The organism is Actinomycetota bacterium (assembly GCA_030776625.1).
Taxonomy (GTDB): domain Bacteria; phylum Actinomycetota; class CADDZG01; order CADDZG01; family WHSQ01; genus MB1-2.
In genome coordinates, this window is the sequence record JALYHL010000003.1 from 24,481 (window position 1) to 45,694 (window position 21,214).

Here is a 21,214-nt window from a genome sequence, read left to right on the forward strand (position 1 = left end):
ATTGCGACAACCGCACCGTCGCGAGTGACGTCACGTGTTGTGGCCACGTATAAAGAGGGGCAAGACGCGCTTACTGGGCATGGCTAGATGGAGGTGGCGGTGGAAGATCAGGGAAGAGCGTCTTTTGAGGTTGAGTGGCCCGCCCTAGCGCGCGAACTTGGCTCGATGCTGCGTCGTCGGCGAGTCCCTGAGTGGCTCGCAGACGACATCGTCCAGGAGACCGGGATAAAGCTGTGGAAGATGTGGGACGACGTCGATCCCGATCGTCCGGTCGCAGGACTAGGCAAGGCCGTCGCGGTGAATGTCTTGCGCGATTACTGGCGACAGTCCGCACGGCGAGAAGTGACCGGGGCGGTACCCGATCGAGCAGGGATCGCCGATGTTGAACGAGAGGGACTGGCGCGGACGGAACTTAGAGCGGTTGGTCGTGCTCTCCGGCAGCTCCAGCCGGATTATCGAGGAGTCCTCCTTGCAGAGGTTGGGCTGATGGACGAGCCGGTGAGGTCGGGACGCGGGGCGATCCGGATGCTGCGCGTTCGAGCACGGCGAGAACTGGAAGGCTTGGTAGACCGTGGGTCAAGCTGGGGAGTCGTGTTCGGCGAGAGGGTTTCCGGCATGGCCCGCGACTTCGCCGGCCGTATGTCTGCGCGCCTTGGCCCCCGCGAGGCAGAAGGTCTCGCGTACGCAGCGGTCGGGATCGTGGCTGTTGTTGTGGCAGGAGGTTTGCTGCCGGGTGACCTATTTGACAGGTCGGGACTAGATGGCCGAGCTGACACGGACCCGGTGATGGTTGCTCCGAACGCGCGAATGGACGTGATTGCTTCCTCGGCCGCGTCGAAGATGCATGATCCCGCAAGCATCCACGGTCTTAGAGGTCTGACGAGAGAGGCTTTCGACCACGCGAACGACCTGCTTGGAACAGGAAGGAAGCGGCCTTTGGCCAAAGGCCGACTAGGGGGGATGGGTGGGGTAGCAGCAAAAGGGCAGATCGAAACGCTGGGGGTACGGATCGGGACGGCCGACGACGGGTCATTGTTCGTCGGTTGTTCAGACGGCACTGAAACGGGTGCAACTGGTATCGGGGAGTGCGACATCGGCCAGGGGCAAACACGCGCGAAGGCGGAGGTGCAGTACAGATTCCGCGACAAGAAGGGTCGAGTGCGCCTAGGCACGGACCGCCGGCATCGTCTGAGCCTGCCCTGACCCGCAGCGCCTCCACCGAGTGAGCGACTCGTGACCCGCAGTTTCACACCTCCGCACGGCGGCTAGTTCCTTCCTTCTAGCCCCGTCTGCCTCGCCGTCAAGGCGGGTGCGGTACCGCTGTCGCTCCTTATCCTCCCCCGCCCGCTCAAGCGGGCTTCCCTTGACGCCTCCTGGTAAGCAGCGCTGATCGCTCACGCCGGTTCGGTCGGGTTCGAGGTCGTCGTCACCGCAAGGGCAACGAGAACGGGTACTGCGACTTCCTCAACAAGAAGATCGGTGCGACCCGATGTAGCACCGGCTCAAGCCGTCAAGACCCTGATCCACGAGCTCGGCCACGCTCTCCTCCGTTCCGAGGGTCCTGTGGCAAGTCGCGAGGTCGCCGAGACCGAGGTCGAATCGGTCGCATTCGCCGTATGCGATGCGATCGTACTCGACACCGGCGACTACAGCTTCCCCTACGTCGCCCGCTGGTCATCGGGTGACGTCGGCAAGGTCAAAGGGATAGGCGAGCGAGTTGTGCAGTGTGCCGGCGAGATACTTCGGGCGCTCGCAGTAGAAGAAACGACCGCTAAGGCGGCGTCCTGATTGATGAATCGCTCCCGCGACCATAAGGAGGCGGAAGCGGGAAGGCAAAGCGCTCCGCCAGCAGCGTCATATCTCGCCGGTCGCCGTCGTCTGGTTCGTAGCCAAGGTGAGTTTCGACCTGGAGCTCTGGCGTGAGGCATCGAACCGTTCGGTGGCCGATCGTGCCTTCGCCGCTGAGCCCTTCCGGCGTGAAGTAGAACTCGGAGCCCCAGCTGTCCCCTTCATACAGTTGTTGCGTAGCGCCGCCCTCGTGGTCGAGGGTGACCAGGTCAAAGGTCACGGCGACTCCGTCTCTTCGCCCAAAAGCAAGTTGGACGGGCATGTTGTCCTTGGTGGTCTCCCATTCGGGTGCCCTGAAGATCTGTCTCAGCTGTTCAGCAGACTCGATCGGAACGAGGAGATCGATGTCCTTGTGTTGCCGCGTCTGCGTTCCGATAAGGGCATCTATGCCCCAGCCGCCGTGAACCCACGTGTGGATTCCGGCCTCATCAAGGAGATCGAGGACGGCCATCAGGTCAGAGACTTGTGTCGTCATCTTCTGGCGATTGTCACAGGTCGTTCAACGGCCTCGGGTTGCACGCTGGGCTGGGGGGTCTGAGGATCAAGGAGACCGCTCGGATGGATGGTCGAGTGCGCCAAGTCCACCTCGGGTGCCTGACGGTCGTCTCGGAGGATGATGAAGAGATGGAGAAGGCGTCGTGACTGAGCCGACTGCTGTTGTACTGACCACAACGCTGAAGTGGCAGCATGATGCCGGTGGAGAGCGTGCCCTGCTGGCTTCGAGCTCTACGATCAAGGGTGGCCGCTAGCGCATCGGGACTTCGGACTCAGTGGACTCGCGGTGCGTGCGCGGTCTCGTGATGGCGCGAAGCAGAGGACGATGATGTCTGACTTCGAAGCGGAGGGGCCAGTGAGTGGACGCGTCGTGGGCGTCGTGGGGTTACTGATCCTGTTCGTGCCGCTGGTCGCGTACCACCTTCGCAAGGCGCACGAGGCGACGCGAAGGCGCGACGTGATCACCCGGCATGCCCGTGCCGGGAACTTGATCGTCGTGGGTGGTGTCGGAATCACAGCTCTGATCGTGGGAGACGACATCAGGCGCTTCCTGCCCGCGATCGTCCTGTTGATCCTGCTTCCGCTGGTCGTGATCGTGTGGGCCGGGCTGAAGTATCGGAAGTCGGAGCGGATGCCGTAGCGTGCCGACCGTCTGCAACGGAGCGGCAGGAGCGCGACACGAGCGTCGTCGGCTGCGTCTGTGCTTAGACCGTCGGCGTTAGGCGGAACTTCATAGGCTATGCCTATGGGCGATGACGTGGGCAAGAGAGTGCGACTCGTGTTGGGCCTGGTGATCCCTGGGCTCGTGGCACTGGTCTTGGTGGGAGCGGCCGTGCTGGCGGCGCTGCGTTCAGGGGACTGGGGATTCGTGGGTGCCGAGATCCTGATGCTGCTGGTTCTCCTAGGACCGTTCTTCATCTATTACTTCGTGCTGCGGACTGCGGAGTTCTCGATCGCCATAGGCGCCTTGCTGGTGGCGACTGCCACGTACGCAGCTGTGGACTTCCTCCGGGCTACGGATCGGGGTAGCTCGACTGCCGCACTTGCGGTGCTGTGGGTGCCGATGATCGGATATCCGGTGGTTGCTGTGGGCGCGTTCCTGGACGTATGAGTCGCTGATCGTGGGGCCTTATCCGAGAGGATGTAGATGAGCGTGATGCAGTGGCTTGCGATCAGCGGTGTCGTGCTGTTCCTCGTCGTCCTTTTCGCCTTGTTCTGGGCCTACGCGGCCGGGAGGTTGAAGGCCGCGTCCAACCAGCCCCGTGTTCGGTTGCGCTGGCTCCCGCATTCCTTGAGGACGAGGCCTCTCGGTCACGGCATCTACCACGCACACGACGAGCGCCGAGCCGAGCGACAGGCGCGGGACGCACGAGGCGATAGCGGGTAGAACATCTCCGTGGGCAAGTGGACGGACCGGACAGCTGAGTGGGACGACAAGACGCTGATCTACAACCCCCACGATCCGAAGCACAGGTTCGACTGGCGGCGGTATTCGATCATCCGCGGTGTAGCTGCACTGGCTGTTGTCGGCCTAATCGGCCTTCTCGACGTGTTTCTGGAACGAGGTGTCGCGATCGCGATCCTGCTGACCCTCATCGTCACATTTCTCGTCTTCTATGTCCCGTGGCGTCGCAAGCGCAACGAAGGACTGACCGGTTCCCCGACCAAGTGGCCAACCAGGTAGGTCTCTGACTGATGCCAGGGCCGCTGCTGTTGACCGGCATCGTGTTGGCCGTTGCTGCAGCGGGACTCGGTGCGTGGCTGGGCAGCAAACCGCTTCGCGATGCGTGGCGACCCCGACATGCGAGAACAGCTGAAGCTCCCGTTGCGCGACCGATGGCGCTACGCGAAGTTGGCGCGCAGTGAGCAGGTCATCTCTGACCCCGAGGAGGCCCGTCGTGCGCAAACAGCGGTTCGTGTGGCGCTCACAGCAACGACTCACGCCTTCTCGCGGAGGCAGATGCTGTTCATCGGCGTCGGGCTATTACTCGCGGGAGCGACCCGGTTGCGTGGAGATGTGGACCTGCGCGCGGTGCTGTTCACCTTCGGTTTCCCGCTGCTGTTCGCCCTCGCATGGACCATGAACCGTCGTCAGGAGAAACAGATGCGTCGCACGCCTGAGCTCAACGGTTGGGACCTGAGCTAGGCCTAGCAACGTCGCCGCGCTCACTTCGTCGCGGGGGTAACGTGTCGGTTGGGACAGGAGGACGGATGCTCGATCGGGCGGCTTATTCAGCTATCGCGTTCGGGGTCGCGGTGACAGTGGTCATACCTGCAGGTCACGCGGGTGGATCGGCGCCGACTTGTTTCGGCGAGCCGGCGACGATCGTAGGCACTACCGCCGATGACACCTTGCGAGGGACAGAGGGGAGGGATGTGATCGTCGGCGGCCGTGGAAACGACAAGATCTTCGGGTACGGCGGTGACGACCTCCTATGCGGCGGGCCGGGCAGCGACACCGTGAATGGAGACTTCGATTGTGAGAGTCCGTCCGGCGCCGACCAGGTCCGAGGAGGACGTGGCCCGGATGTCGTTGGGGGCGAAGGGTGCGGGATCCCGACGGACCCGGATGCGGCCCGCGACGTCGTTCTCGGCGATCGCGGCTCGGACAAACTAGTGCCGGCGATCGGGGATGACGTCGTGGACGGAGGTCGGGGTCGCGACACCTTCATCGTCTCCGCCACTGAAGCAGCCACGGTTGATCTGGGCCGGGGCATCACCGCTGGGGGCGAGGGCAACGACACGATCGCGCGAGCCAGCGTCGAGGACATCGTCGTGATGAACTGCAATCCGTTGCCCCACGTGCTCGTCGGGGACCATCGCCGCAACTTCATCTACGCCGAGGAGGGAGCGAACGTCGTCCGGGGCCGGGGCGGCGATGACGAGTTGTATTCGGGGAACGGGTACTACCACTTCCAGGAACCGTGTGACCACGACGGTGACGACCGTGTCTCGGGTGGATCAGGAGATGACGTGATCTATACCCAGTGGGGAGATGACGTCGTCGCGGGCGGCCGTGGGAACGACCTCATGGTTGGCGAAGACGGCGACGATCAGCTGGTGGGCGGACGGGGAGATTTCGACGCAGCGCACGGCAAGGACGGTATCGATACTTGCAGCGCGGAGAGCATGTTTGAGTGCGAGCAACAGCCGTAGGAGGCTGCCGCTCGCAGGGTCGGCCTCCGATCGGAGGGACACCGACGGCGCCGTGATCGGGCACGAATGACATGTACTTCTTCCACGTTTTGACGCGGTGGAGCGCCGGAGCGTCTAGCGTTCGGCCCTCGCGGCACAGTACGTTCCCGATATGGGCGCGCCACATTCCGTGGAGCGAACCGGAAGAAGACGCGGTGTCGCTGCTTGGCTCTTCGGGCTGATCGCAGTTGGAGTGGTGGTCGTCCCTTGGCTCGGCGTCGTAGCGCCGCTCCTTGCCGTCATTGGAGTCATTGAAGCAGTGCTCGCGTGGGGAGTGCTTGAGGATCGCTGGCGGTACGCCCCGCTATCTGCGGTGTCGTGGTATTCGCTGCCCTCGTGATGGGCACAATCATCTTGGTCGACGCCACGACAGGAGCGCGCTGAGCAAACAGGGTCGCGTAGTGGCGTGTCTAGCAGCGACGTAACTCCTGGTGCCGCTGCAGAAAGGACACCTAGTGACGAGGGAACACCCGGCTGAGAATAGGCGACATTCGACTTCGGTGACAGTGTCAAGCTCCCACTGAAGGAGCCGTCCGTCGATAGCGATCGCACGCCTCAAGGTGGTTTGGTCGCGCGCGGAACCGAGCGCGAGATCGCAAACGCGTTGGTCCGCCAGGTCAAGCGCGCTTTTGGTCTCGACCCATTGGTGGTCGCCGCCGGAGAGGCAGACCACCTCTGGGTATTCGCCCCCAGCAGAGAGGTAGATGCGGATGTGGTGAGCTGGGATGCGCGCTCGGGAGAGGGCGACATGCTCAGCGTCGCCGTCTCCGTTCGTCCCGAGCATCCGCCGATCCGCCTCGGTGTCGATCCCGTCGTGCGTCGGGCGTGTCTCGATCAGGAGATCCTCTTGATCGATGAGTTTGACATCGTCGAGAACCCCGCGCTGGGACGGTTGATCGGCGCCACGAAGCGCCTGATCGTTCTGCCGCTCTTTTCCGAGCCGTCGCTGTTCGGCACTCTCGTCGTCCGGGTCCCGGGGTCAGGACCGGTAAGCGCCGTGACGCTCTACGACCTGTGGGAACTCGCCAGCTACGTGGGGTCGCTATTGCTCGACGCTCGGCTCGCACAGCAGAAGCAGTCCCTCGCGCGCGTCGATCCGATGACCGGTGTCTTGGTGCGGCGAGCGTTCGAGTCAGCGCTCCGGCGGGAGACGAGGCGTGCCGTTGAAAGGGGTGGGCGCGTGAGCCTGGTCATGTTCCACGTTCTCGGGTTGCGCGATATCAACGAAGACTTCGGCCATCTTGTTGGCGACCAACTCCTACGGCGTGCCGCGGCGTGTCTAGCCGCACACGCCCGCGACTTCGATGTCGTGGCGCGCTATGGCGGCAATGAGTTCGTCATGCTGCTGCCGAGCGCGGGGCGCGACTACGCTCTTTCGGTCGCACGGTCGGTCCAAGAACAGACCGCGCGGTTGCGGGAGGGAGTACACGCGACCGTGAGTACTGCGGTTGCGACCCTCCCTGATGATGCGCCTGGCGGCGCGTCGCTTGAGCGAGCAGTCAAGCAAGCCCTGAAGCTCACCGAGGAGTGGCACCGGGGCCCGCGCGGCGACGGGTAATGACCAGAACATCGAAAAGCACTGCTGGTGTGAATCCTCCGCAGCCATCGCTGTGGCGCTAGACGTGCTTTCGTAGAGGCGCGGCGCAAAGTTGTTCCTACACGAGTCGGAAGCAGCGGATGATCCCGCGGAACCTGAACTTGTGAAGTGCCCCGCCGGCGAACCATCGCTCGGTCTCAGCTCGTAGGCACGTCTGCGTCTCTTCGGCGGTCTCTCGTCCTTCGGCATTCGCGCTGATCGTGTTGCTATTGGACATCAGATACAAAACGAACTCGTCGTGCGTGAACCAGATGTCGTCGTCGAAGTCCAGCGCGCCGAGCTCGACGTACTCCGCTGGATGCCCCAGATCCCGGTCCGGCCTCGAGCCATGTGCTGGCGTCGGATACCTCCTTTCGAACGTTTGTTCTAGCCAACCGTCGATCGCGGGTTCATCGACTGCGCCCTCCAGCGGATGGTCGTAGAAGGCCAGCGCCCCACCTCGATCGAGGACACGAGCGGCCTCAGCGAAGAAATCCGACTGCTGGAACCAATGCACCCCCGAGGCCACCGTCACGAGGTCGAATACCCGGGACTTGAAAGGCAGCCTTTCGGCCTGCGCCACGCTATAGAAGATGTTGGTGCCATGAGGTGCGACCGCGACCATGGCTTCGGTCGCATCCACTCCAACGACAAGGTCGGCACGATCTGCGAGAGCGACCGTCGACAACCCCGTTCCGCATGCGACGTCCAGCGCGCGCGTGACACGCGTTCGCTCTAGAAGCCCGAAGATCTTCTCGAGCGAACGCGGGTGGTGGAACGGCCGCCCGCGCTGGTAGCGACGTGCTCCTTCGGCTGTCGCGAAGGGGTTTTGGACGTCTTCGTTCATGTGTAGACGGTACGGGAGTGGCTCGTTCCGACGTCACTTCAGGGCGGCTCCGCCAAATCGAGCTACGTGTTGCCTCGACCGTGGTCCCCTAACTCCTCCACAATTGCCCGCTGCGCGTGAAGTCCGGCACTCGGGCGGTCTCGCTTGCCGCGCTGCGACTTCGGTCGGCATGCCTCTGACAGTGGTTCTCGGGCCGATACTTAAACGCATGAAGATCCGAGACGGTCAAGTCGGCGATGACAAAGACGCAGTCGCTCTGTGGGTGGACGCCCATGCTGCACGGACAGGCGAGCGATCTCGATCCTTACGTGGAGAGGGATTCAGGCTCTCGCTTCACTCCCCGGATTCGCTCGTTGTCGTGGCGGAGGAGGACGGCAGGTTGGTGGGCCTTGTCCTCGGGCGACAAGGACGCTCCGATGACGGCGCCGGTCCTCCCGTCGCGGGTCTCATTCATATCTCGGCGGTGTTCGTGAGCCCGGAACATTGGGGGAAAGGGATCGGTCGTGAATTGGTCTCCGCCATCCTTAGACGTGCCCGTATCCGCAACTATGACAAGGCACAGTTATGGACCCAGAGCGACAACGAGCGAGCAACTCGTCTATACGAAAGGCTCGGATTCAAAAAATCTGGTCGAGAAAAGATCCACGCGGGTGAATCGATAATTCATTACGAACTAGATCTGCGACAAGAGCTATAGGTCTGGCTATATCTCGCGGCCGCTTCTGTCGTGCGTTCTTTTCCGAAACGCGGCAGGCGTTTCATCCCTTAGCGGTTACGAGATCTCTTGGATCCCGTGGCGCACCAGCTTGTCGAATCGTCTCATTCGGAGATGTTCCCAGACCTCACTTGGTCTTGGCGAGCCTCCTTCGCCTCCGTGTCAGACGTTCTTCTTGACGGCACGTTAGGACGGCCGCTCCTTCGGTCAACCGCACGTTGCGCGCTCATGAGTGCTCACTTCCTGCGGATCGGTTGACCTCGTCGCTATCTCCGCCCTGAAACACGGGCCGTAAGAACGTCTAAGCGCCGCAGGAGGCGCGAAGGAGGTAGGACCATGAACCAGGTCGCTCTAGTCGGAAACATCACCGACGATCCCGAGCTTCGTTACACGCAGAGCGGCGCGGCCCTTGCAGGCTTCACCGTCGCGGTCAGCCACCGCTCCAAGCACAACGGCGAGTGGCAAGACGTCAACGACGGGTTGAGATTCCGCCTTCGGTCGCAAGGCGACCTCAGCGGCAAGCGTGGTGTCAGTAGTAGTCGCGGGATGAGGAGTTGGAAAGACCACATGCGGGTGTAATGATGGTGATTAAGACGCTAAGGAGGTTTCTGTGGCCGAGCCACGCGACTGGCTGACCTACGTTGGCCTTCGTGGCGACTCGCGACCTCTATCCACCGCCGCAACGTTAGGGTTCGCGTTCTTCTTCCTGTACTTCTTTATGTGGCGCGAGCCGGACGATTCCCTTTGGCTGACGACCGGAAAAGCCATCATCGTTGCATCTATTGCCTTCGTTATCTCCTGGATCGTCTCGTCCCTGCTCGGGAGCGCGTCCGGTGGGACGAAGAGCCGCTGATCGTGAGTCAGTAAGGAGCGCTGGGCGTGGGCGAGATCGGAATCGTTCCCTGAGGCCGCTGCACGGCATGGCGATCGGTCGCCGAGAACGCAGCGCACACCCTGAAGAAGGGGATGCGGGTCTTCGTGGCCGGCAAGCTCGTCCGGCGGGCTGGCAGGACAACGACGGCAACAAGGCGCCAGAGCGTCGAGATCCAGGTCACGCACGTGGGGCCGGATCTTCAGTTCGCCACCGCAGAGGTATTTAAGTCCACCGCAGAGGGTTTGGGTGCGGCCTCGGACGGTCCTTCGGCTGCGTCCTCGGCCAAGGAGAAGCAGAGCGCATAACTCGTCTGCGATAAGAAAGCCTCCGGGCAAGCGGGGGCTTTCTCGCGTTATGCATAGTTAACCGCTTGGTGATGGTCTCCACGCCTTTCGCCCGAGATAAATCGCGGTCGCGATAGAAGCCACAACCAGAAGCCCAATCACTATGGCCATCATCCACGGCTCAGGGCCGGTCGAATAGCAGGTGGAGACATCGAGGCGCGGGCGACGACCCGGCCGGGACTCGACAGCCTCACAAACTTCCCCCCCGATCGAAACGAAGCGGAGGAAGTAAGGCAGCGCAAGTCCTCCGGGGACGATGAGCGTGCCGATCACTTTCTCGCGCGTCTTCCATACGGGAGAGATCCACAACAAGACGACTCCCGCAAGCCATCCGATCCCAGGAAGGATGAAGGGTCGCATCGGCAGCGGGATGATGAACCCACCGATCAAGAGCAGAAGGATGGCCGCGCCCTCGACAGCGCCGCCGCGGTTACTCGTTATCCCGAGACGTTCCCGAGCGTCGGCCGCGATGGTCTGCGGATCACCCAGCTCCTCGAGGACGTTGCGAACCTGCGCGTCGCCAACCCCCGGCGGGGTGGCTTCGTCGATGTGACCCCGGATCTCGTTCACGATCTCGTGGCGTCGATCCCGCGGGAGGTCGGTTAAGGCCCGGTCCAGTTCCTTGAGATAGCGCTCGGCAGCCGGATGTGCAGTTGCGTTCATTCGTCCTCCTCAATCAGCTCGTCCACGGATGATCTGAATCGCCGCCATTCCTGTGTGAAGTCCTTGAGAGCGCCGCGTCCCTTGGGGGTTAACCGGTAATAGCGCCGAGGCGGCCCCTTCGGTGACTCCTCCCACGAAGACCGGACGAGCCCGTCCTTGCGGAGCCGTGTCAGCAGGGGGTAGAGCGTTCCCTCCGAGGTCACCATCCCGTCGACGCTGGCGAGCATCTTGACGAGATCGAAGGCATAGCGCTCGCCCTTCTTGAGGACGGCTAGGACGCAGTACTCGAGTGTCCCCCGTCGCATCTGGCTTACCAGTCGGTTCTCGGTCTCTCCAGGTACCATGTGGTGCATGGTAGCAGGTGTCGCCTGATACCGGGCGGCCCCTCAAGAAGGGCATGCGGGTCTTCGTCGCCGGCAAGCTCGTCCAGCGAAGCTGGCAGGACAACGACGGCAACAAGCGTCAGAGCGTCGAGATCCAGGTCACCCACGTGGGGCCGGATCTTCAGTTCCAGTCGGCCGAAGTAAACCGCACTCCGGCCGAGGAGAAGCAGAGCGCATAGGTTCTGCCGTTTAGAGGAGCCTCCGGCGACGCCGGAGGCTTTCTCGCGGACTGAAATCGGCAGAACTACACGCGATACTCAAATCGATGCCCGAATCCGGCCCATACGGACCTCTTTCATCGTCACACCCGCGGCCTGGTTCCCTTCAGGCGTACGTAGCGGTCTTCGTCGTCACCTTCGTCTATTGGGCGGCATTCATCTGGTACGGCGGCTCCAGCATCCTCGGATGGTTACCTGGGTTCGTAGTGAGCTATCTGGCGTGGCGAGGATCCAAGATGGCGTGGCTCGTCGCCATCGTGGCGACGGGGATCTACTTCGTGGTCTCTGCGATCGAGATCGAGATGGCGACTACTCCGGGCGGACACCACCCGATACTTCATGTGATCGAGTCGGTCCTTGTGGTGACGATGCTGACGCTCTTGTTGGTGCCGACAACGCGTCGCTTTTACAACCTAGAAATGCGCCAAGAGTCGGCCTAGGGACAAACGCGGCCCCTGCGGCTGCCGCCGGGTAAACCCTCCTCACCCGGCACGTTCGGAGCCCGGCTTGGACGAAGTCGGACGCTGGCAAGAGATCCGCACTCGGTCGATCCCACGGCGCGCTGCAACTCTCGTGCGGAGAAACGTCAGAATGAGTGCCTCTTCCAGCGAGTGAAGTCGACACAGGTCCCGTATCGCCTTTCGGGTGGAAGATTCTCGGGCGGCGGGCAGTCGGCGTGGTGCTCCTCTTCGAACGAGGTCGCGGCCCTCCACCTGTACGCCTTTGAGTTACGACTCAGCCACCGTTCTGGGATCGCGACCTTGATGCTGTGCTGGTCGGGCCGACTAGCGAGGCGAGTGCCGACCTGTTGCTCTTCGAACTGCTGAACGCAGCCAGCGAAGGTCCCCTTGTACATGGTGGACTGGAGCGTTCCGTCGAGAGCGATGTCGAGGCAGCGTTCGGGCTCGCCATCGTTGTTCTTGTCGAATTCGAACGAGACGAAAGTCATGCCTCCGAGTTGCTGCCACTTCTCATAAGTAACGAGTTTCAATATCAGCTTCTTCGGCGAACCTTGGTGCTTCTGACGAGCGGCTACGAGATCGAGCGCGCCCGCCGAGTCATCCCCGTCGAGCCGCGTCTGAGTGTGAGCGAAAGCGGGACTCGTCAGGACCATTAGTGCGAGCACCGGTGCGAGAACTCTCTTGATGCGATGCAATCTGGGTACCTCCCGCTCTCTGCCGAGGATGACGTCCCGTCACTGATTACAACGGCGTGGTCCTTCACCGGTTGCTTGGCTTCGTTATTCTGTGTGACCGCTCAGCCGGTGCGCTGCGACCTTGGCCGGAAGCGTATGAAGAAGAGATGACGACGCAGGCGCCTTCCGGCATTCGTCGCGGTCGTACGCTCGCCGTCATCATTGGGTGGCGGCCGGCCTCCTGACCCTGATTCTCTTCTTCCCGCTCGGATGCTTCGATTCCGACGGAGGCCCTTTGAGCGGTGGGCGCGAGCGCGGCGAATGCCCCGGAATCTCACCCGTGTCGGCGTCGAGATCCAGGTAACCCACGTGGGACCGGATCTTCAGCTCGCTACCGCAGAGGTAGCCAGGTCCACCGAAGAGGGTTTGAACTCGGCCTCAGATAAGGGCTCCTGGGCCGACGCAAAGCAGAGCGCGTAGACGAGGACTTAGGCACGGACGCCTCCGGTTGTACCGGAGGCGTCTCTCGCGACGTGACACGACCATGTAGTTTCTGACGATGCCTCTGGTTCAATTGGAGTTTGTCAAGGGACGCCTGCCCTGTGGAAAGAAGTTGGTGTTCGACGCGATCCACGAGGCCCTCGTCGAGGCGCTCAAGATTCCCGACAGTCATCGCCACCAGCGGTTGATAGAGCATGAGGCCGAGGACTTCGACACCCCGAGCCCGAACTACACGATGGTGACGATCACGATGTATCCAGGGCGGTCCCTAGCGGCTAAGCGCAATCTGTATCGGGGAATCGTGGACAAACTGGGAGAGCTCGGCATCGCAGGAAGCGACATCAACATAGTTGTCATAGAGCCGCCGCTGGATAACTGGGGAAGCGGAGGTATACCAGCGAGCGAACGGGATCTTGGAGTTGACCTAAACGTCTAAGGAGCCAAACCAGTACGCGGCCCCTGCGGCGGCCGCCGGGTAACCCCTCCCAACCCGGCACGTTCGGGGCCCGGCTTCGGCCGGGCTTCGACGCGGGGATCGGCCTATGGCGCTTCTGCGGCTGCGTCCTCGGCCGAGGAGAAACAAAACGCGTAACTGTCTTTTGTCTTTCGCATTTGTAAGCGCAGCGAACAGGCGCTTGTTTCCGCCTAAACGCGCTGAGCGTGTCACCATGGTCCGAGGGCGCGTCACCGCGCCGCCCCACGGTTGTGAGAGGCGGGATGTCGACCCACATCGTGTTTAGCCTCTAACAGATGGGCATTAGGAATTATCTGATCGAAGGCGTTTCCGGCACCGGCAAGACGTCGGTCTGCGATGAATTGCAGCGGCGCGGCTACCACGCCATTCATGGTGACCGGGAATTGGCTTACCAAGGCGATCCGGACACCGGTGAGCCGACGGATGGCTTCACACACGAGCACCACATTTGGCGTGCAGATAAAGTAAAAGCGTTGGTCGCCAACAAAGATGAACCGGTAACGTTTTTCTGCGGTGGTTCAAGAAATCACGCAAAGTTTGTAGATCTCTTCGACGGCGTCTTTGTCCTTGAAGTCGACCTTGACACATTGAATCGGCGACTTGACGAGCGACCGGACTCTGAGTGGGGTGGCGGAAAGCCACCGAAACGGGAACTCATCTGGCGATTGCATCAGACGAAGGAAGACCTTCCGAAGAACGGCATTTCGATCGACGCGACCGCACCGGTCGTACACGTCGTCGACGAGATCCTTCGTCACTGCGAAGCAAGTAAATAGCAGGCAAGGGAAACCCCCGGCCCTGCGGTGGCAGCCGGGTAACCTCTCCCCGCGACCCGGCACAGCTCGGAGTCCGGCGTCGGTCGGCTTCGGTACGTGAAGAGGACTCCATAGGGTAGTCATGCGACGATACAGAAGTGATTGGCGTTATTGGCGACTACAACGAACGCAACCCGACCCATGCCGCGACGAACAATGCCCTACAAGCGATCGATGGACTCCCCTTCGGGTGGGTGGGCACGGAGGAAGTGCGGCAGAGGTGGGCTGAAATAGAGCGTTTGCGTGGGATTCTCGTCGCGCCGGCCAGTCCGTATCGAGACATGGAGGCGGCGCTCGATGTGATTCGACTCGCCCGGGAGCGCGGAGTTCCGCTCGTGGGTACCTGAGGTGGTTTCCAGCACATCGTTGTTGAGCATGTGCGCAACGTTCTCGGGTTCCGAGACGCAGACCATGAGGAAACCTCGCCGGATGCGCGACGCCTTGCGATCACAAGTCTCAGTTGTTCGCTGGTCGGTCAAGAACATCCGATCCAGCTCGTGCGGGATTCACTAGCGCGTGATTGGTATGGCCGTGAGCGAGCGCTCGAGGACTACTACTGCAACTACGGAGTCAACCCCGAATTCGTACCTCTTCTAGAGGAATCGGGCCTCCGCATCGGGGCAATCGACGACGGCGGCGAAGTGCGATTGGTGGAGCGCCGTGATCATCCGTTCTTCGTGGGCACGCTCTTCCTCCCACAGACGCGATCGGACAAGCGGTCCCCTCACCCGATCCTGCGCGCATTCGCCGCTGCAGTTGGCTGACTTCGCTGCCTGTTGCGACGTGTCCGTGTTTGTGGCTGGCAAGCGCGTCGAGCGCAGCTGGCAGGACAACGACGGTGACAAGCGCCAGACGGTCGAGATCCAGGTCAACCACTTGGGACCGGATCTTCAGTTCGCGGTCGCAGAGGTAGCCAAGTCCACCGCAGAGGGTTTGCGTCGGCTCGGACGGTCCTTCGGCTGCGTCCTGGACGAGGAGAAGCAGGACCGCCTGAAGCGGCCGCAAGTAACAGAGCCCGGCTAAGCCGGGGCTCTGTTCATGTATGAGGAGAGGACTACCTTGAAAATGTGGCTGTGATGGTTCCTTGCGTGACGAGCGAGGGCGTGGCGTCGGAACAGGTGCCCAGATGCACCCCAATCTCAACCTTCTTAGCGGCTCCCAGTTCGATCGGTGTCTGGGTCTCGTTGCAGAAGTCGACGTGGTCGAGCTTCCCCTCGCGTCTGATGTGCACGTGGCCGCTGACTGGCTGCCCTGCATCGTCGGATACCGAGATCGACACGAAGCGTTCACCCGGCTGCGGGCGGAAGACCTTGTACTGAGTGCCAATCGACCACTCGGCCGAAGCTGAGTTGTAGACGACCGTGCCGTTGGCCATCGTGTATGCCTTCGTGACCTCCCGGTCCGAAGCTGCCGCGCCCGATGTGGGTGCGAGAGACACCGACAAGAGGGCGGCGATCAGAGTGGGGATGATCTTGCGCATATGTGCCTCCTGCGTCAAACGCGTCTTTAAAGGACCTACCAACCTAGTCCGGATTCTAGGTTTTTGTCCCTTCTCCTTCCTTTTTGGCGGCCCGCAAGCCCCGTGTAGATGACCACTTTCGGCGGTGTTCCGACCACGGGCCCTGCGGCGGCAGCGCGGTAATCCTCCCCACGACCGGGCGAGTTCAGAGCCCGGCTTCGGCCAGCTTCGACGCGACTTAGCTGGGTTCGGCCTTCGGCTTCGTCCTCGGCGGAGGAAAACCAGAGTGCGTAATTACTTCAACTAGAGAAGCCTCGGGCTCTAGCCGGAGGTTTCTCGCGTAAGAGATTCAGATGAACGTGAGCGGCTTCGTCCACTTCGGGAGCGTGGCGGTACTGCATCCCGCAGCAAGCTCACGTCAGACTTACATGATGAGGAGCATCGTCGACGCTCTTGCTCTCGTCATGGCAGCACATCCTCTACGGTCCTTTCGGCGTCCCTTACTATCCGCCGGCCGCTGTTCCGAACGTCCCGCGCGGCCCGGCTCATATCCCGTGCCGCACGGTCGCCAGAGCGGCGGAGACGATCTGCACTCCTACCGGCTCGTCGCGCTGTCTCCTGCGCGTAGATGGGATCGTCCTGCCAGTCACTTTCGGCTCCTTGCTCAGCGGTCCCGCCCGAATCGTTCGAGCGTCCGGGCGAAGTCGCGAGGCGCCGAGCGCCGCCAGCACTAAGGATGCCGTTTCTCATGTCCGCGAGGCCGCCCCTAGTCAAGTCCCCTAGCGCGATCGTGCGCCGGGAAGCGGATGCCTCGACCCCGTCAGTCCCAAGGCCGAGCGAGGCGACGGTTACGGCGAGCGAGGCAAGCACCGCCAAGGCGCCCTCGGCGAACTGCGGATGCATCATCAAACGTTCGAACAACTTCCGCCCGGATGCCAAACGCACCCGTAGCGCGACGCCCGCAGGGGCCCAGGGACCAACCTTTCTCTTCAACGCGGCTCGTGCCCTGAAGCGCAGGACGTTTATGCGGCTATTAGGCCCATCGAGACTGGGTGCCTCGCCTATTTCTGCCAACAGCACACGGCGTTGTTCTTGAGGGACTTGCTCGAGTGCGGTCCGCGTCCTTATGAGGTGGAGGCGATGCAGTGCTCGGGTCTCAACGTCCTCGACTTCGGCTTGCGGGACGTGGGGGACGAGGTCAGCTCTCGAGGCCTTCCGGCGTTCGTCGACCAGGACGCCAAGCGCGATCGTGACGACGAGGTTCCACAGCGGGCGAGATTGATCGAGTCTCGGCCACTTTTGATAGACACGGGTCGCAGTCTCCTGAACGACATCTGCGCGAAGCCAAGTGTCTACGCCCTTTGCTGCAAGGAAGCGCTCCAGCCGACGCGCGAACTCGGGCCACTCCTGGTCAAAGGAGCGTCCGGATTCGTCGTTGAGGGACATCCCTCGCGTGGCCACCGCTGCCTAAAGGTACTCGCAACGCCGATCTCGGTAATGCGCGTCAATCGGTGTCGCGGTGACGACTCACGTTGTCGCAACTTCCACCCCTTCTTTGTCATGCCATGTAATCGCCAGCCCGGTGCTGCGGGTACCCCGTTGGCAAAGCCGGCACGAGGAAGGGGATTCGGATGAGAAACGAGGGCCACCCAGAGCGGGAGGTCCCCGGGTGGGTGATCCTTAGCCCGGAGTCGGTTCCGGAGCGGTGGCGGTCGCGGGCGATACCGATGATGCTCGTGCCGATGCTGCCGGCAGAAACCGCGCAGCTCCTTTCCAACGCTCCGGTCGAACATGGCATCGCTTCCGCCCAGGTTCCACTCGTGCGCCTCCTGGCTCGGGGTCTAAGTACCGCGCAGATAGCGCGCGAGCTCGGGATCTCGGCCAGGACCGTCCAGAGACAGGTTGCGCGCCTGAGTGATCAGTTCGGAGTAAGGACGATCCAGCAGCTTGCGACCGAACTCGCGCGCCGTGGCTTTTGAGCTGATGCGTCGCCGGTTGGTCATCGGCTGTCGCAGGAAGCTAGATGAAGAAGTTGAAGTGAGGAAGAGCACCTGGGGTCGCGTGCTGCCGCAGGCTGGATGCGCCTCTCTCACGACAGAGGCAGGCAGCAATGAGAAAGGAAGAATTTGATGAAGAGGACAGGAACAGGTTTCCTGCTCGACCGCCAGTCGCATGTACGACCATCCGGGTTGTTGGCCTGGCGAGTGCTCGGCGTTGTAGGCGTTCTTCTCGTCGCGGTCGTGGTGAGCTGGGGTCGCGCGACGCCATCCGACGCGGGCGCATGTCGCCATCCCGCGGGGCAGTACGAAGGAGGCGCCGCGGGCAAGGGGCGGGATCCCCTCTTTGAACAGCAATGGGGATTGCGACGAATCAACGCCCCCGCTGCGTGGAAGCAGGGCGCGACCGGAAAGGGTGCCGTGATCGCGGTCCTCGATGGTGGGGTGGACCTCAGCCATCCCGATCTGCGGAAGAAGCTAGTTAAAGGCATGGATTTCGCAGTGACACCGGGCTGTGATGGCCCGCAAGACGAGGATGGTCATGGAACCCACGTCGCCGGGATCGCTGCTGCTAACACCAACAATGGGATTGGCATTGCAGGTGTGGCCCCGGACGCGAAGATCATGCCCGTGCGGGTTCTAGGTCTTGAAGATGCAGCTCAGAACAATGGGGCCGTGACCGAAGCGGTTTCAAAAGGCATCCGCTATGCGGCCGATCACGGGGCCGAGGTCATCAATATGAGCTTCACGATTTTTCCATTGGTCGAGAACCCCACCAGTGCGCAGGCAGTCTCGGACGCAATCAAACACGCCTGGAAGAAAGGGGTCGTGCTTGTAGCTGCGGCCGGCAACGACTTCGTCCTGCCCTGCGAATACCCCGCCAGCGACCCGATGGTGCTATGTGTCGGAGCGGTTGATCGCGACGGCATGCACAGCTGGTACGGGAGTCCCCTGGTCAAGTCCGAGCCGCGTTTGACGCTTTCGGCGCCCGGAGGGTCTCTCGCGGCCAACTTCGATTGCGCAAGCGATGAGGGCGTGTGGTCGACGGTCCTGCCGGGGCCGGAATACAGCTGTGGTACGAGCGGCTATATCAGCTGGGTGGGCACCTCGATGGCGAGCCCGCACGTTGCTGGAGTTGCAGCTTTGCTCGCAGCCGAGGGTCTTAGCAACGAGGAGATCGTTGAGTGTCTCACCGCAACAGCCCTGAACCCTCATACGGGTCAGCGCGGCCAATTCGATCCGGTCTATGGATATGGAGAGGTTGACGCGGCCGCGGCCGTAGAGCAGTGCTCTTGAGCTGAGGCGAGGGTTCCCCCGGCCCCTCCGGCGGCCGCAGCGTAGCCTCCTCCTTGTACCCGGCACGTTCGAAGCCCGGCTTCGGCCGGGCTCCGGCCTCGGGTGGTGCTTTGGCTGGGTCCTCGCCCGACGAAGCGTCGACCGTCTACGAAGGGGTGGGGCGTTATAGGTTCTCGCGAGCCATTCGCCCCAGGTCTAAACGCTCACGTCGATCACGCTTCACAGTTGCGAAGCGTCTCGCCGTTCAAGCAGGTATCCGGGCCAGCTCCGCCGTCAAGCGTGTCGATCCCTTCCCGCCCGTCCAGGTAGTCGCCCGAGTCGGGACCGTTTCGCGGTCCTCCGGTGATGACGTTGTCGTCACCATCACCCAGCAGCCGGTCCGCCCCGTAGCTGCCGTAAAGGTTCTCGACGGCGCTGATGGTGTCGGTGCCGTCCCCGGTCGCGATCCCGACGGCAAGGTCCACCTCAACCGGCGCGATCAGGTAATTCAATTGATCCACCCCTTCCCCGCCGTCCACTGCATCGTCTCCCGGCGTCGCACGCCCATAGTCAGAGTCGTGAGCGTAGATGACGTCATCCCCTGCGCCTCCTGAGAGGTCATCGTTCCCATCAGCTCCGAGGACCAAGTCGTTGCCACCGCCGCCCTCAACCCTGTCGTTGCCGCTGCCTATGGCCGCGTCTGTGTACTGCCCCCCGCTCAGCTCATCATCGCCATCGCCACCGACGATGTGGTCATCACCCCGACTCCCGCGCAACTCCTCAGCGGCATCGCTTCCGATGATTACGTCGTCATGGTCGGTGCCGAAGACCGCTTCGATGGCCGTGAGGGTGTCTCGTCCCTGTCCGCCCTCGGCCGTCCCTGCACGAAGGTCGACGATCATGCCGCTAGGTGTCGGGGATCCGAGGTAGTCGACCTCGTCTCGTCCGAGACCTCCGTGCAAGGCGTCATCGCCCGCTGCGCCATCGAGGCTGTCTGCACCGGCGCCACCTGTAACGCGGTCGTTCCCTTCCTCGGCCCGCAGTACATCGTCACCTCCGCGGCCAATCACCGTGTCATCGCCGGAACCTGAGAGGATCCGGTTGCCCCCGCTCGTCCCACGCAGGATGTCGTGGGAAGCCGACCCCGAGATGTTCTCCAGCCGGGTGAGTACGTCTCGGCCCTCGCCGCGGGCGAACCCACGTGCGAGATCGACCTTGACCGATCTGGGGGCCGCTTCGTACAGAACCTCGTCCACGAACGCGATGCCTTCGTCAGACGTCTGTCCTCCGCCATCGACACGGTCTCGTCCAGGTCCCGGCGTAAGAGTGTCCCGCGTCGGTCCGCCGATCAATACGTCATGACCCCGGCCGCCGACGAGGATGTTTTTGCCGCCATCCCCCCGGATCCGGTCATCGCCGCCACCACCGATCAGGCGGTCTGTGAAGCCGGCCCCGCCACAGATGAGGTCGTCGCCGCCGCCCCCATAGATCCGGTCGGCGCCACCCCCGCCGAAGATGACGTCGCCTCCAGGCGTTCCCCGTAGGGTTTCGGAGCGATCACTCCCGACGATCGTCGCGCGCCTGCCGAAACAGGCCGGCGCACCGAGCGCAACGCCGGTCTGAAGAACGCCGCTCGTCAGAGCTGCTATGAGTCCGCAAGACAACGTTCGGTACATCATCTGATCCTCCTGCTACCTCGGAGTCCTGTAGCGAGGGATCGGCCGTCGCTGCCGCGGCTTCACCGCCTCTTGTATGCCTAGACGGGCAGGCGTACCAAGACGTTGCTTCTAAAGCTGGTCTATGGCGCCGTCGCTCTCCATCTGGTGCAGGCCCGCCAGGTACTCCTTCGGAACCTCCTCATGGTGATGAAGAACGTGTCGCTCATTGCGGCTCCTTTCATGCTGCGGTCGGTACTCGCCCGCGGTTGTTCGGCGTGTCCCTCGACTATAGGTAGCGAACTAGACCTCATCTCTTCCTCGCGCAGCGCCGGCCAGGTCGACGGCCGTTTTCCGTTTAGCGCACGGCGCTCCTGGGTCAAGGCGGCTCCGGTACCGCTTCGCTCCTTATCCTCGCCGCCGGCTCCGCCGGTTCCCTTGACCCCTCCGCTGATGCCGCGCGCTCCGCGACGACGAAAGCCGTCGACCAGAAGGAGGGCGCAGTGGCACTACTCGAGAAGGAAGTCACCCGCTTCGCAGATTCGCTCGACGATTACGAGCACGTTTCGGCCAGTGACATCGGTGGTCAAGGCTCGGACGGTTACTGGCTCGTCGTCCGCGACCGCGGCTTCGGTCTCGACTACGAGATCGCCTCCCACTGTGACTACTGGGACTTCATCGGGGCGTTGGTGGACCACAAGCAGTACATCGGCCGCGTGGTCGAGAAAGAGGTGGCGTGATGAA

28 protein-coding genes and 3 pseudogenes are annotated in these 21,214 nt (G+C 62.5%); 21 read left to right on the plus strand and 10 right to left on the minus strand.

Annotation, left to right across the window (positions count from 1 at the left end; all coding sequences use genetic code 11):
• Positions 1 to 165 precede the first annotated feature (165 nt).
• Positions 166 to 1,203: a sigma-70 family RNA polymerase sigma factor gene (locus M3N53_06090; protein ID MDP9067900.1), complete on the plus strand. Its 1,038-nt coding sequence runs from the start codon at positions 166 to 168 to the stop codon at positions 1,201 to 1,203.
• A 276-nt stretch (positions 1,204 to 1,479) separates the two neighbouring features.
• Positions 1,480 to 1,788 carry a hypothetical protein gene (locus tag M3N53_06095; protein MDP9067901.1) on the plus strand — a complete coding sequence of 103 codons (309 nt, stop codon included), beginning with the start codon at positions 1,480 to 1,482 and terminating at the stop codon, positions 1,786 to 1,788.
• Here the strand turns inward: M3N53_06095 and M3N53_06100 are convergent.
• On the minus strand, positions 1,772 to 2,323 hold the full coding sequence (locus M3N53_06100) for a hypothetical protein (protein ID MDP9067902.1): 552 nt from the start codon (positions 2,321 to 2,323) through the stop codon (positions 1,772 to 1,774). The two genes, M3N53_06095 and M3N53_06100, sit on opposite strands and share 17 nt — an antisense overlap.
• Before the next feature lie 345 nt (positions 2,324 to 2,668).
• Here M3N53_06100 and M3N53_06105 point away from each other — a divergent pair, with 345 nt between their 5' ends.
• From M3N53_06105 to M3N53_06135, 7 genes are all read left to right on the plus strand, one after another.
• The gene (locus M3N53_06105; GenBank protein MDP9067903.1) at positions 2,669 to 2,983 is read left to right on the plus strand and encodes a hypothetical protein; all 315 of its coding nucleotides are present in this window, start codon (positions 2,669 to 2,671) and stop codon (positions 2,981 to 2,983) included.
• 105 nt (positions 2,984 to 3,088) lie between these two features.
• Entirely contained in the window at positions 3,089 to 3,454 is a 366-nt protein-coding gene (locus M3N53_06110; protein MDP9067904.1) for a hypothetical protein, read from the plus strand.
• Between the two features lie 36 nt (positions 3,455 to 3,490).
• A complete protein-coding gene (locus M3N53_06115) occupies positions 3,491 to 3,730 on the plus strand; it encodes a hypothetical protein (protein ID MDP9067905.1) in 240 nt (79 codons plus the stop codon).
• Between the two features lie 9 nt (positions 3,731 to 3,739).
• A complete protein-coding gene (locus tag M3N53_06120) occupies positions 3,740 to 4,027 on the plus strand; it encodes a hypothetical protein (protein ID MDP9067906.1) in 288 nt (95 codons plus the stop codon).
• Between the two features lie 51 nt (positions 4,028 to 4,078).
• Positions 4,079 to 4,489: a hypothetical protein gene (locus M3N53_06125; GenBank protein ID MDP9067907.1), complete on the plus strand. Its 411-nt coding sequence runs from the start codon at positions 4,079 to 4,081 to the stop codon at positions 4,487 to 4,489.
• 65 nt (positions 4,490 to 4,554) lie between these two features.
• Positions 4,555 to 5,499, plus strand: a complete 945-nt coding sequence (locus M3N53_06130) for a hypothetical protein (protein MDP9067908.1) — start codon at positions 4,555 to 4,557, stop codon at positions 5,497 to 5,499.
• A 604-nt stretch (positions 5,500 to 6,103) separates the two neighbouring features.
• Complete coding sequence (locus M3N53_06135; protein MDP9067909.1) at positions 6,104 to 7,096, plus strand: GGDEF domain-containing protein; 993 nt, start codon at positions 6,104 to 6,106, stop codon at positions 7,094 to 7,096.
• 97 nt (positions 7,097 to 7,193) lie between these two features.
• On the opposite strand, the gene M3N53_06140 is transcribed toward M3N53_06135, so the two are convergent.
• Entirely contained in the window at positions 7,194 to 7,961 is a 768-nt protein-coding gene (locus M3N53_06140) for a class I SAM-dependent methyltransferase (protein MDP9067910.1), read from the minus strand.
• Between the two features lie 1,051 nt (positions 7,962 to 9,012).
• On the opposite strand from M3N53_06140, the gene M3N53_06145 reads away from it, so the two are divergent.
• The 3 genes from M3N53_06145 (at position 9,013) to M3N53_06155 (ending at position 9,855) form a co-directional block, all read left to right on the plus strand.
• On the plus strand, positions 9,013 to 9,255 hold the full coding sequence (locus M3N53_06145; protein MDP9067911.1) for a single-stranded DNA-binding protein: 243 nt from the start codon (positions 9,013 to 9,015) through the stop codon (positions 9,253 to 9,255).
• Between the two features lie 31 nt (positions 9,256 to 9,286).
• Positions 9,287 to 9,529: a hypothetical protein gene (locus M3N53_06150; protein MDP9067912.1), complete on the plus strand. Its 243-nt coding sequence runs from the start codon at positions 9,287 to 9,289 to the stop codon at positions 9,527 to 9,529.
• Between the two features lie 113 nt (positions 9,530 to 9,642).
• Complete coding sequence (locus tag M3N53_06155) at positions 9,643 to 9,855, plus strand: hypothetical protein (GenBank protein ID MDP9067913.1); 213 nt, start codon at positions 9,643 to 9,645, stop codon at positions 9,853 to 9,855.
• Between the two features lie 57 nt (positions 9,856 to 9,912).
• Here M3N53_06155 and M3N53_06160 read toward each other — a convergent pair whose 3' ends face one another.
• Positions 9,913 to 10,557, minus strand: a complete 645-nt coding sequence (locus tag M3N53_06160; GenBank protein ID MDP9067914.1) for a DUF1700 domain-containing protein — start codon at positions 10,555 to 10,557, stop codon at positions 9,913 to 9,915.
• A complete protein-coding gene (locus M3N53_06165; protein MDP9067915.1) occupies positions 10,554 to 10,901 on the minus strand; it encodes a PadR family transcriptional regulator in 348 nt (115 codons plus the stop codon). The genes M3N53_06160 and M3N53_06165 overlap by 4 nt, the downstream gene beginning before the upstream one ends.
• Before the next feature lie 53 nt (positions 10,902 to 10,954).
• Here M3N53_06165 and M3N53_06170 point away from each other — a divergent pair, with 53 nt between their 5' ends.
• Both M3N53_06170 and M3N53_06175 read left to right on the plus strand, forming a co-directional pair.
• Positions 10,955 to 11,119: a single-stranded DNA-binding protein gene (locus tag M3N53_06170; GenBank protein ID MDP9067916.1), complete on the plus strand. Its 165-nt coding sequence runs from the start codon at positions 10,955 to 10,957 to the stop codon at positions 11,117 to 11,119.
• Between the two features lie 86 nt (positions 11,120 to 11,205).
• Complete coding sequence (locus M3N53_06175; GenBank protein MDP9067917.1) at positions 11,206 to 11,598, plus strand: hypothetical protein; 393 nt, start codon at positions 11,206 to 11,208, stop codon at positions 11,596 to 11,598.
• Between the two features lie 146 nt (positions 11,599 to 11,744).
• Here M3N53_06175 and M3N53_06180 read toward each other — a convergent pair whose 3' ends face one another.
• Positions 11,745 to 12,314 (minus strand): hypothetical protein, encoded by a 570-nt coding sequence (locus M3N53_06180; GenBank protein MDP9067918.1) that lies wholly within the window; start codon positions 12,312 to 12,314, stop codon positions 11,745 to 11,747.
• Positions 12,315 to 12,852: 538 nt separating this feature from the next.
• Between M3N53_06180 and M3N53_06185 the strand changes: the two genes are divergently transcribed.
• The 4 genes from M3N53_06185 (at position 12,853) to M3N53_06200 (ending at position 15,107) form a co-directional block, all read left to right on the plus strand.
• Positions 12,853 to 13,230, plus strand: coding sequence for a tautomerase family protein (locus M3N53_06185; GenBank protein MDP9067919.1), 378 nt, complete (start codon positions 12,853 to 12,855; stop codon positions 13,228 to 13,230).
• Positions 13,231 to 13,544: 314 nt separating this feature from the next.
• Positions 13,545 to 14,045: an AAA family ATPase gene (locus tag M3N53_06190; protein ID MDP9067920.1), complete on the plus strand. Its 501-nt coding sequence runs from the start codon at positions 13,545 to 13,547 to the stop codon at positions 14,043 to 14,045.
• Positions 14,046 to 14,461: 416 nt separating this feature from the next.
• Entirely contained in the window at positions 14,462 to 14,848 is a 387-nt protein-coding gene (locus M3N53_06195; GenBank protein MDP9067921.1) for a hypothetical protein, read from the plus strand.
• A 31-nt stretch (positions 14,849 to 14,879) separates the two neighbouring features.
• The gene (locus tag M3N53_06200) at positions 14,880 to 15,107 is read left to right on the plus strand and encodes a hypothetical protein (protein MDP9067922.1); all 228 of its coding nucleotides are present in this window, start codon (positions 14,880 to 14,882) and stop codon (positions 15,105 to 15,107) included.
• Between the two features lie 31 nt (positions 15,108 to 15,138).
• Here M3N53_06200 and M3N53_06205 read toward each other — a convergent pair whose 3' ends face one another.
• Together M3N53_06205 and M3N53_06210 are read right to left on the minus strand one after the other, a co-directional pair.
• A complete protein-coding gene (locus M3N53_06205) occupies positions 15,139 to 15,564 on the minus strand; it encodes a hypothetical protein (protein MDP9067923.1) in 426 nt (141 codons plus the stop codon).
• A 441-nt stretch (positions 15,565 to 16,005) separates the two neighbouring features.
• Entirely contained in the window at positions 16,006 to 17,004 is a 999-nt protein-coding gene (locus M3N53_06210; GenBank protein ID MDP9067924.1) for a sigma-70 family RNA polymerase sigma factor, read from the minus strand.
• Between the two features lie 170 nt (positions 17,005 to 17,174).
• Between M3N53_06210 and M3N53_06215 the strand changes: the two genes are divergently transcribed.
• Both M3N53_06215 and M3N53_06220 read left to right on the plus strand, forming a co-directional pair.
• A complete protein-coding gene (locus tag M3N53_06215) occupies positions 17,175 to 17,522 on the plus strand; it encodes a helix-turn-helix transcriptional regulator (protein ID MDP9067925.1) in 348 nt (115 codons plus the stop codon).
• Between the two features lie 150 nt (positions 17,523 to 17,672).
• Positions 17,673 to 18,836 (plus strand): S8 family serine peptidase, encoded by a 1,164-nt coding sequence (locus M3N53_06220; GenBank protein ID MDP9067926.1) that lies wholly within the window; start codon positions 17,673 to 17,675, stop codon positions 18,834 to 18,836.
• Positions 18,837 to 19,405: 569 nt separating this feature from the next.
• On the opposite strand, the pseudogene M3N53_06225 reads toward M3N53_06220, so the two are convergent.
• The 3 pseudogenes from M3N53_06225 to M3N53_06235 form a co-directional block, all read right to left on the minus strand.
• Positions 19,406 to 19,576: pseudogene (locus M3N53_06225) on the minus strand (calcium-binding protein).
• Positions 19,577 to 20,140: 564 nt separating this feature from the next.
• A pseudogene (locus M3N53_06230) lies at positions 20,141 to 20,167 on the minus strand (hypothetical protein).
• A 58-nt stretch (positions 20,168 to 20,225) separates the two neighbouring features.
• Positions 20,226 to 20,330: pseudogene (locus M3N53_06235) on the minus strand (hypothetical protein).
• Between the two features lie 643 nt (positions 20,331 to 20,973).
• Between M3N53_06235 and M3N53_06240 the strand changes: the two are divergent.
• Positions 20,974 to 21,210 carry a hypothetical protein gene (locus M3N53_06240; GenBank protein ID MDP9067927.1) on the plus strand — a complete coding sequence of 79 codons (237 nt, stop codon included), beginning with the start codon at positions 20,974 to 20,976 and terminating at the stop codon, positions 21,208 to 21,210.
• The last annotated feature ends 4 nt before the right edge of the window (positions 21,211 to 21,214 follow it).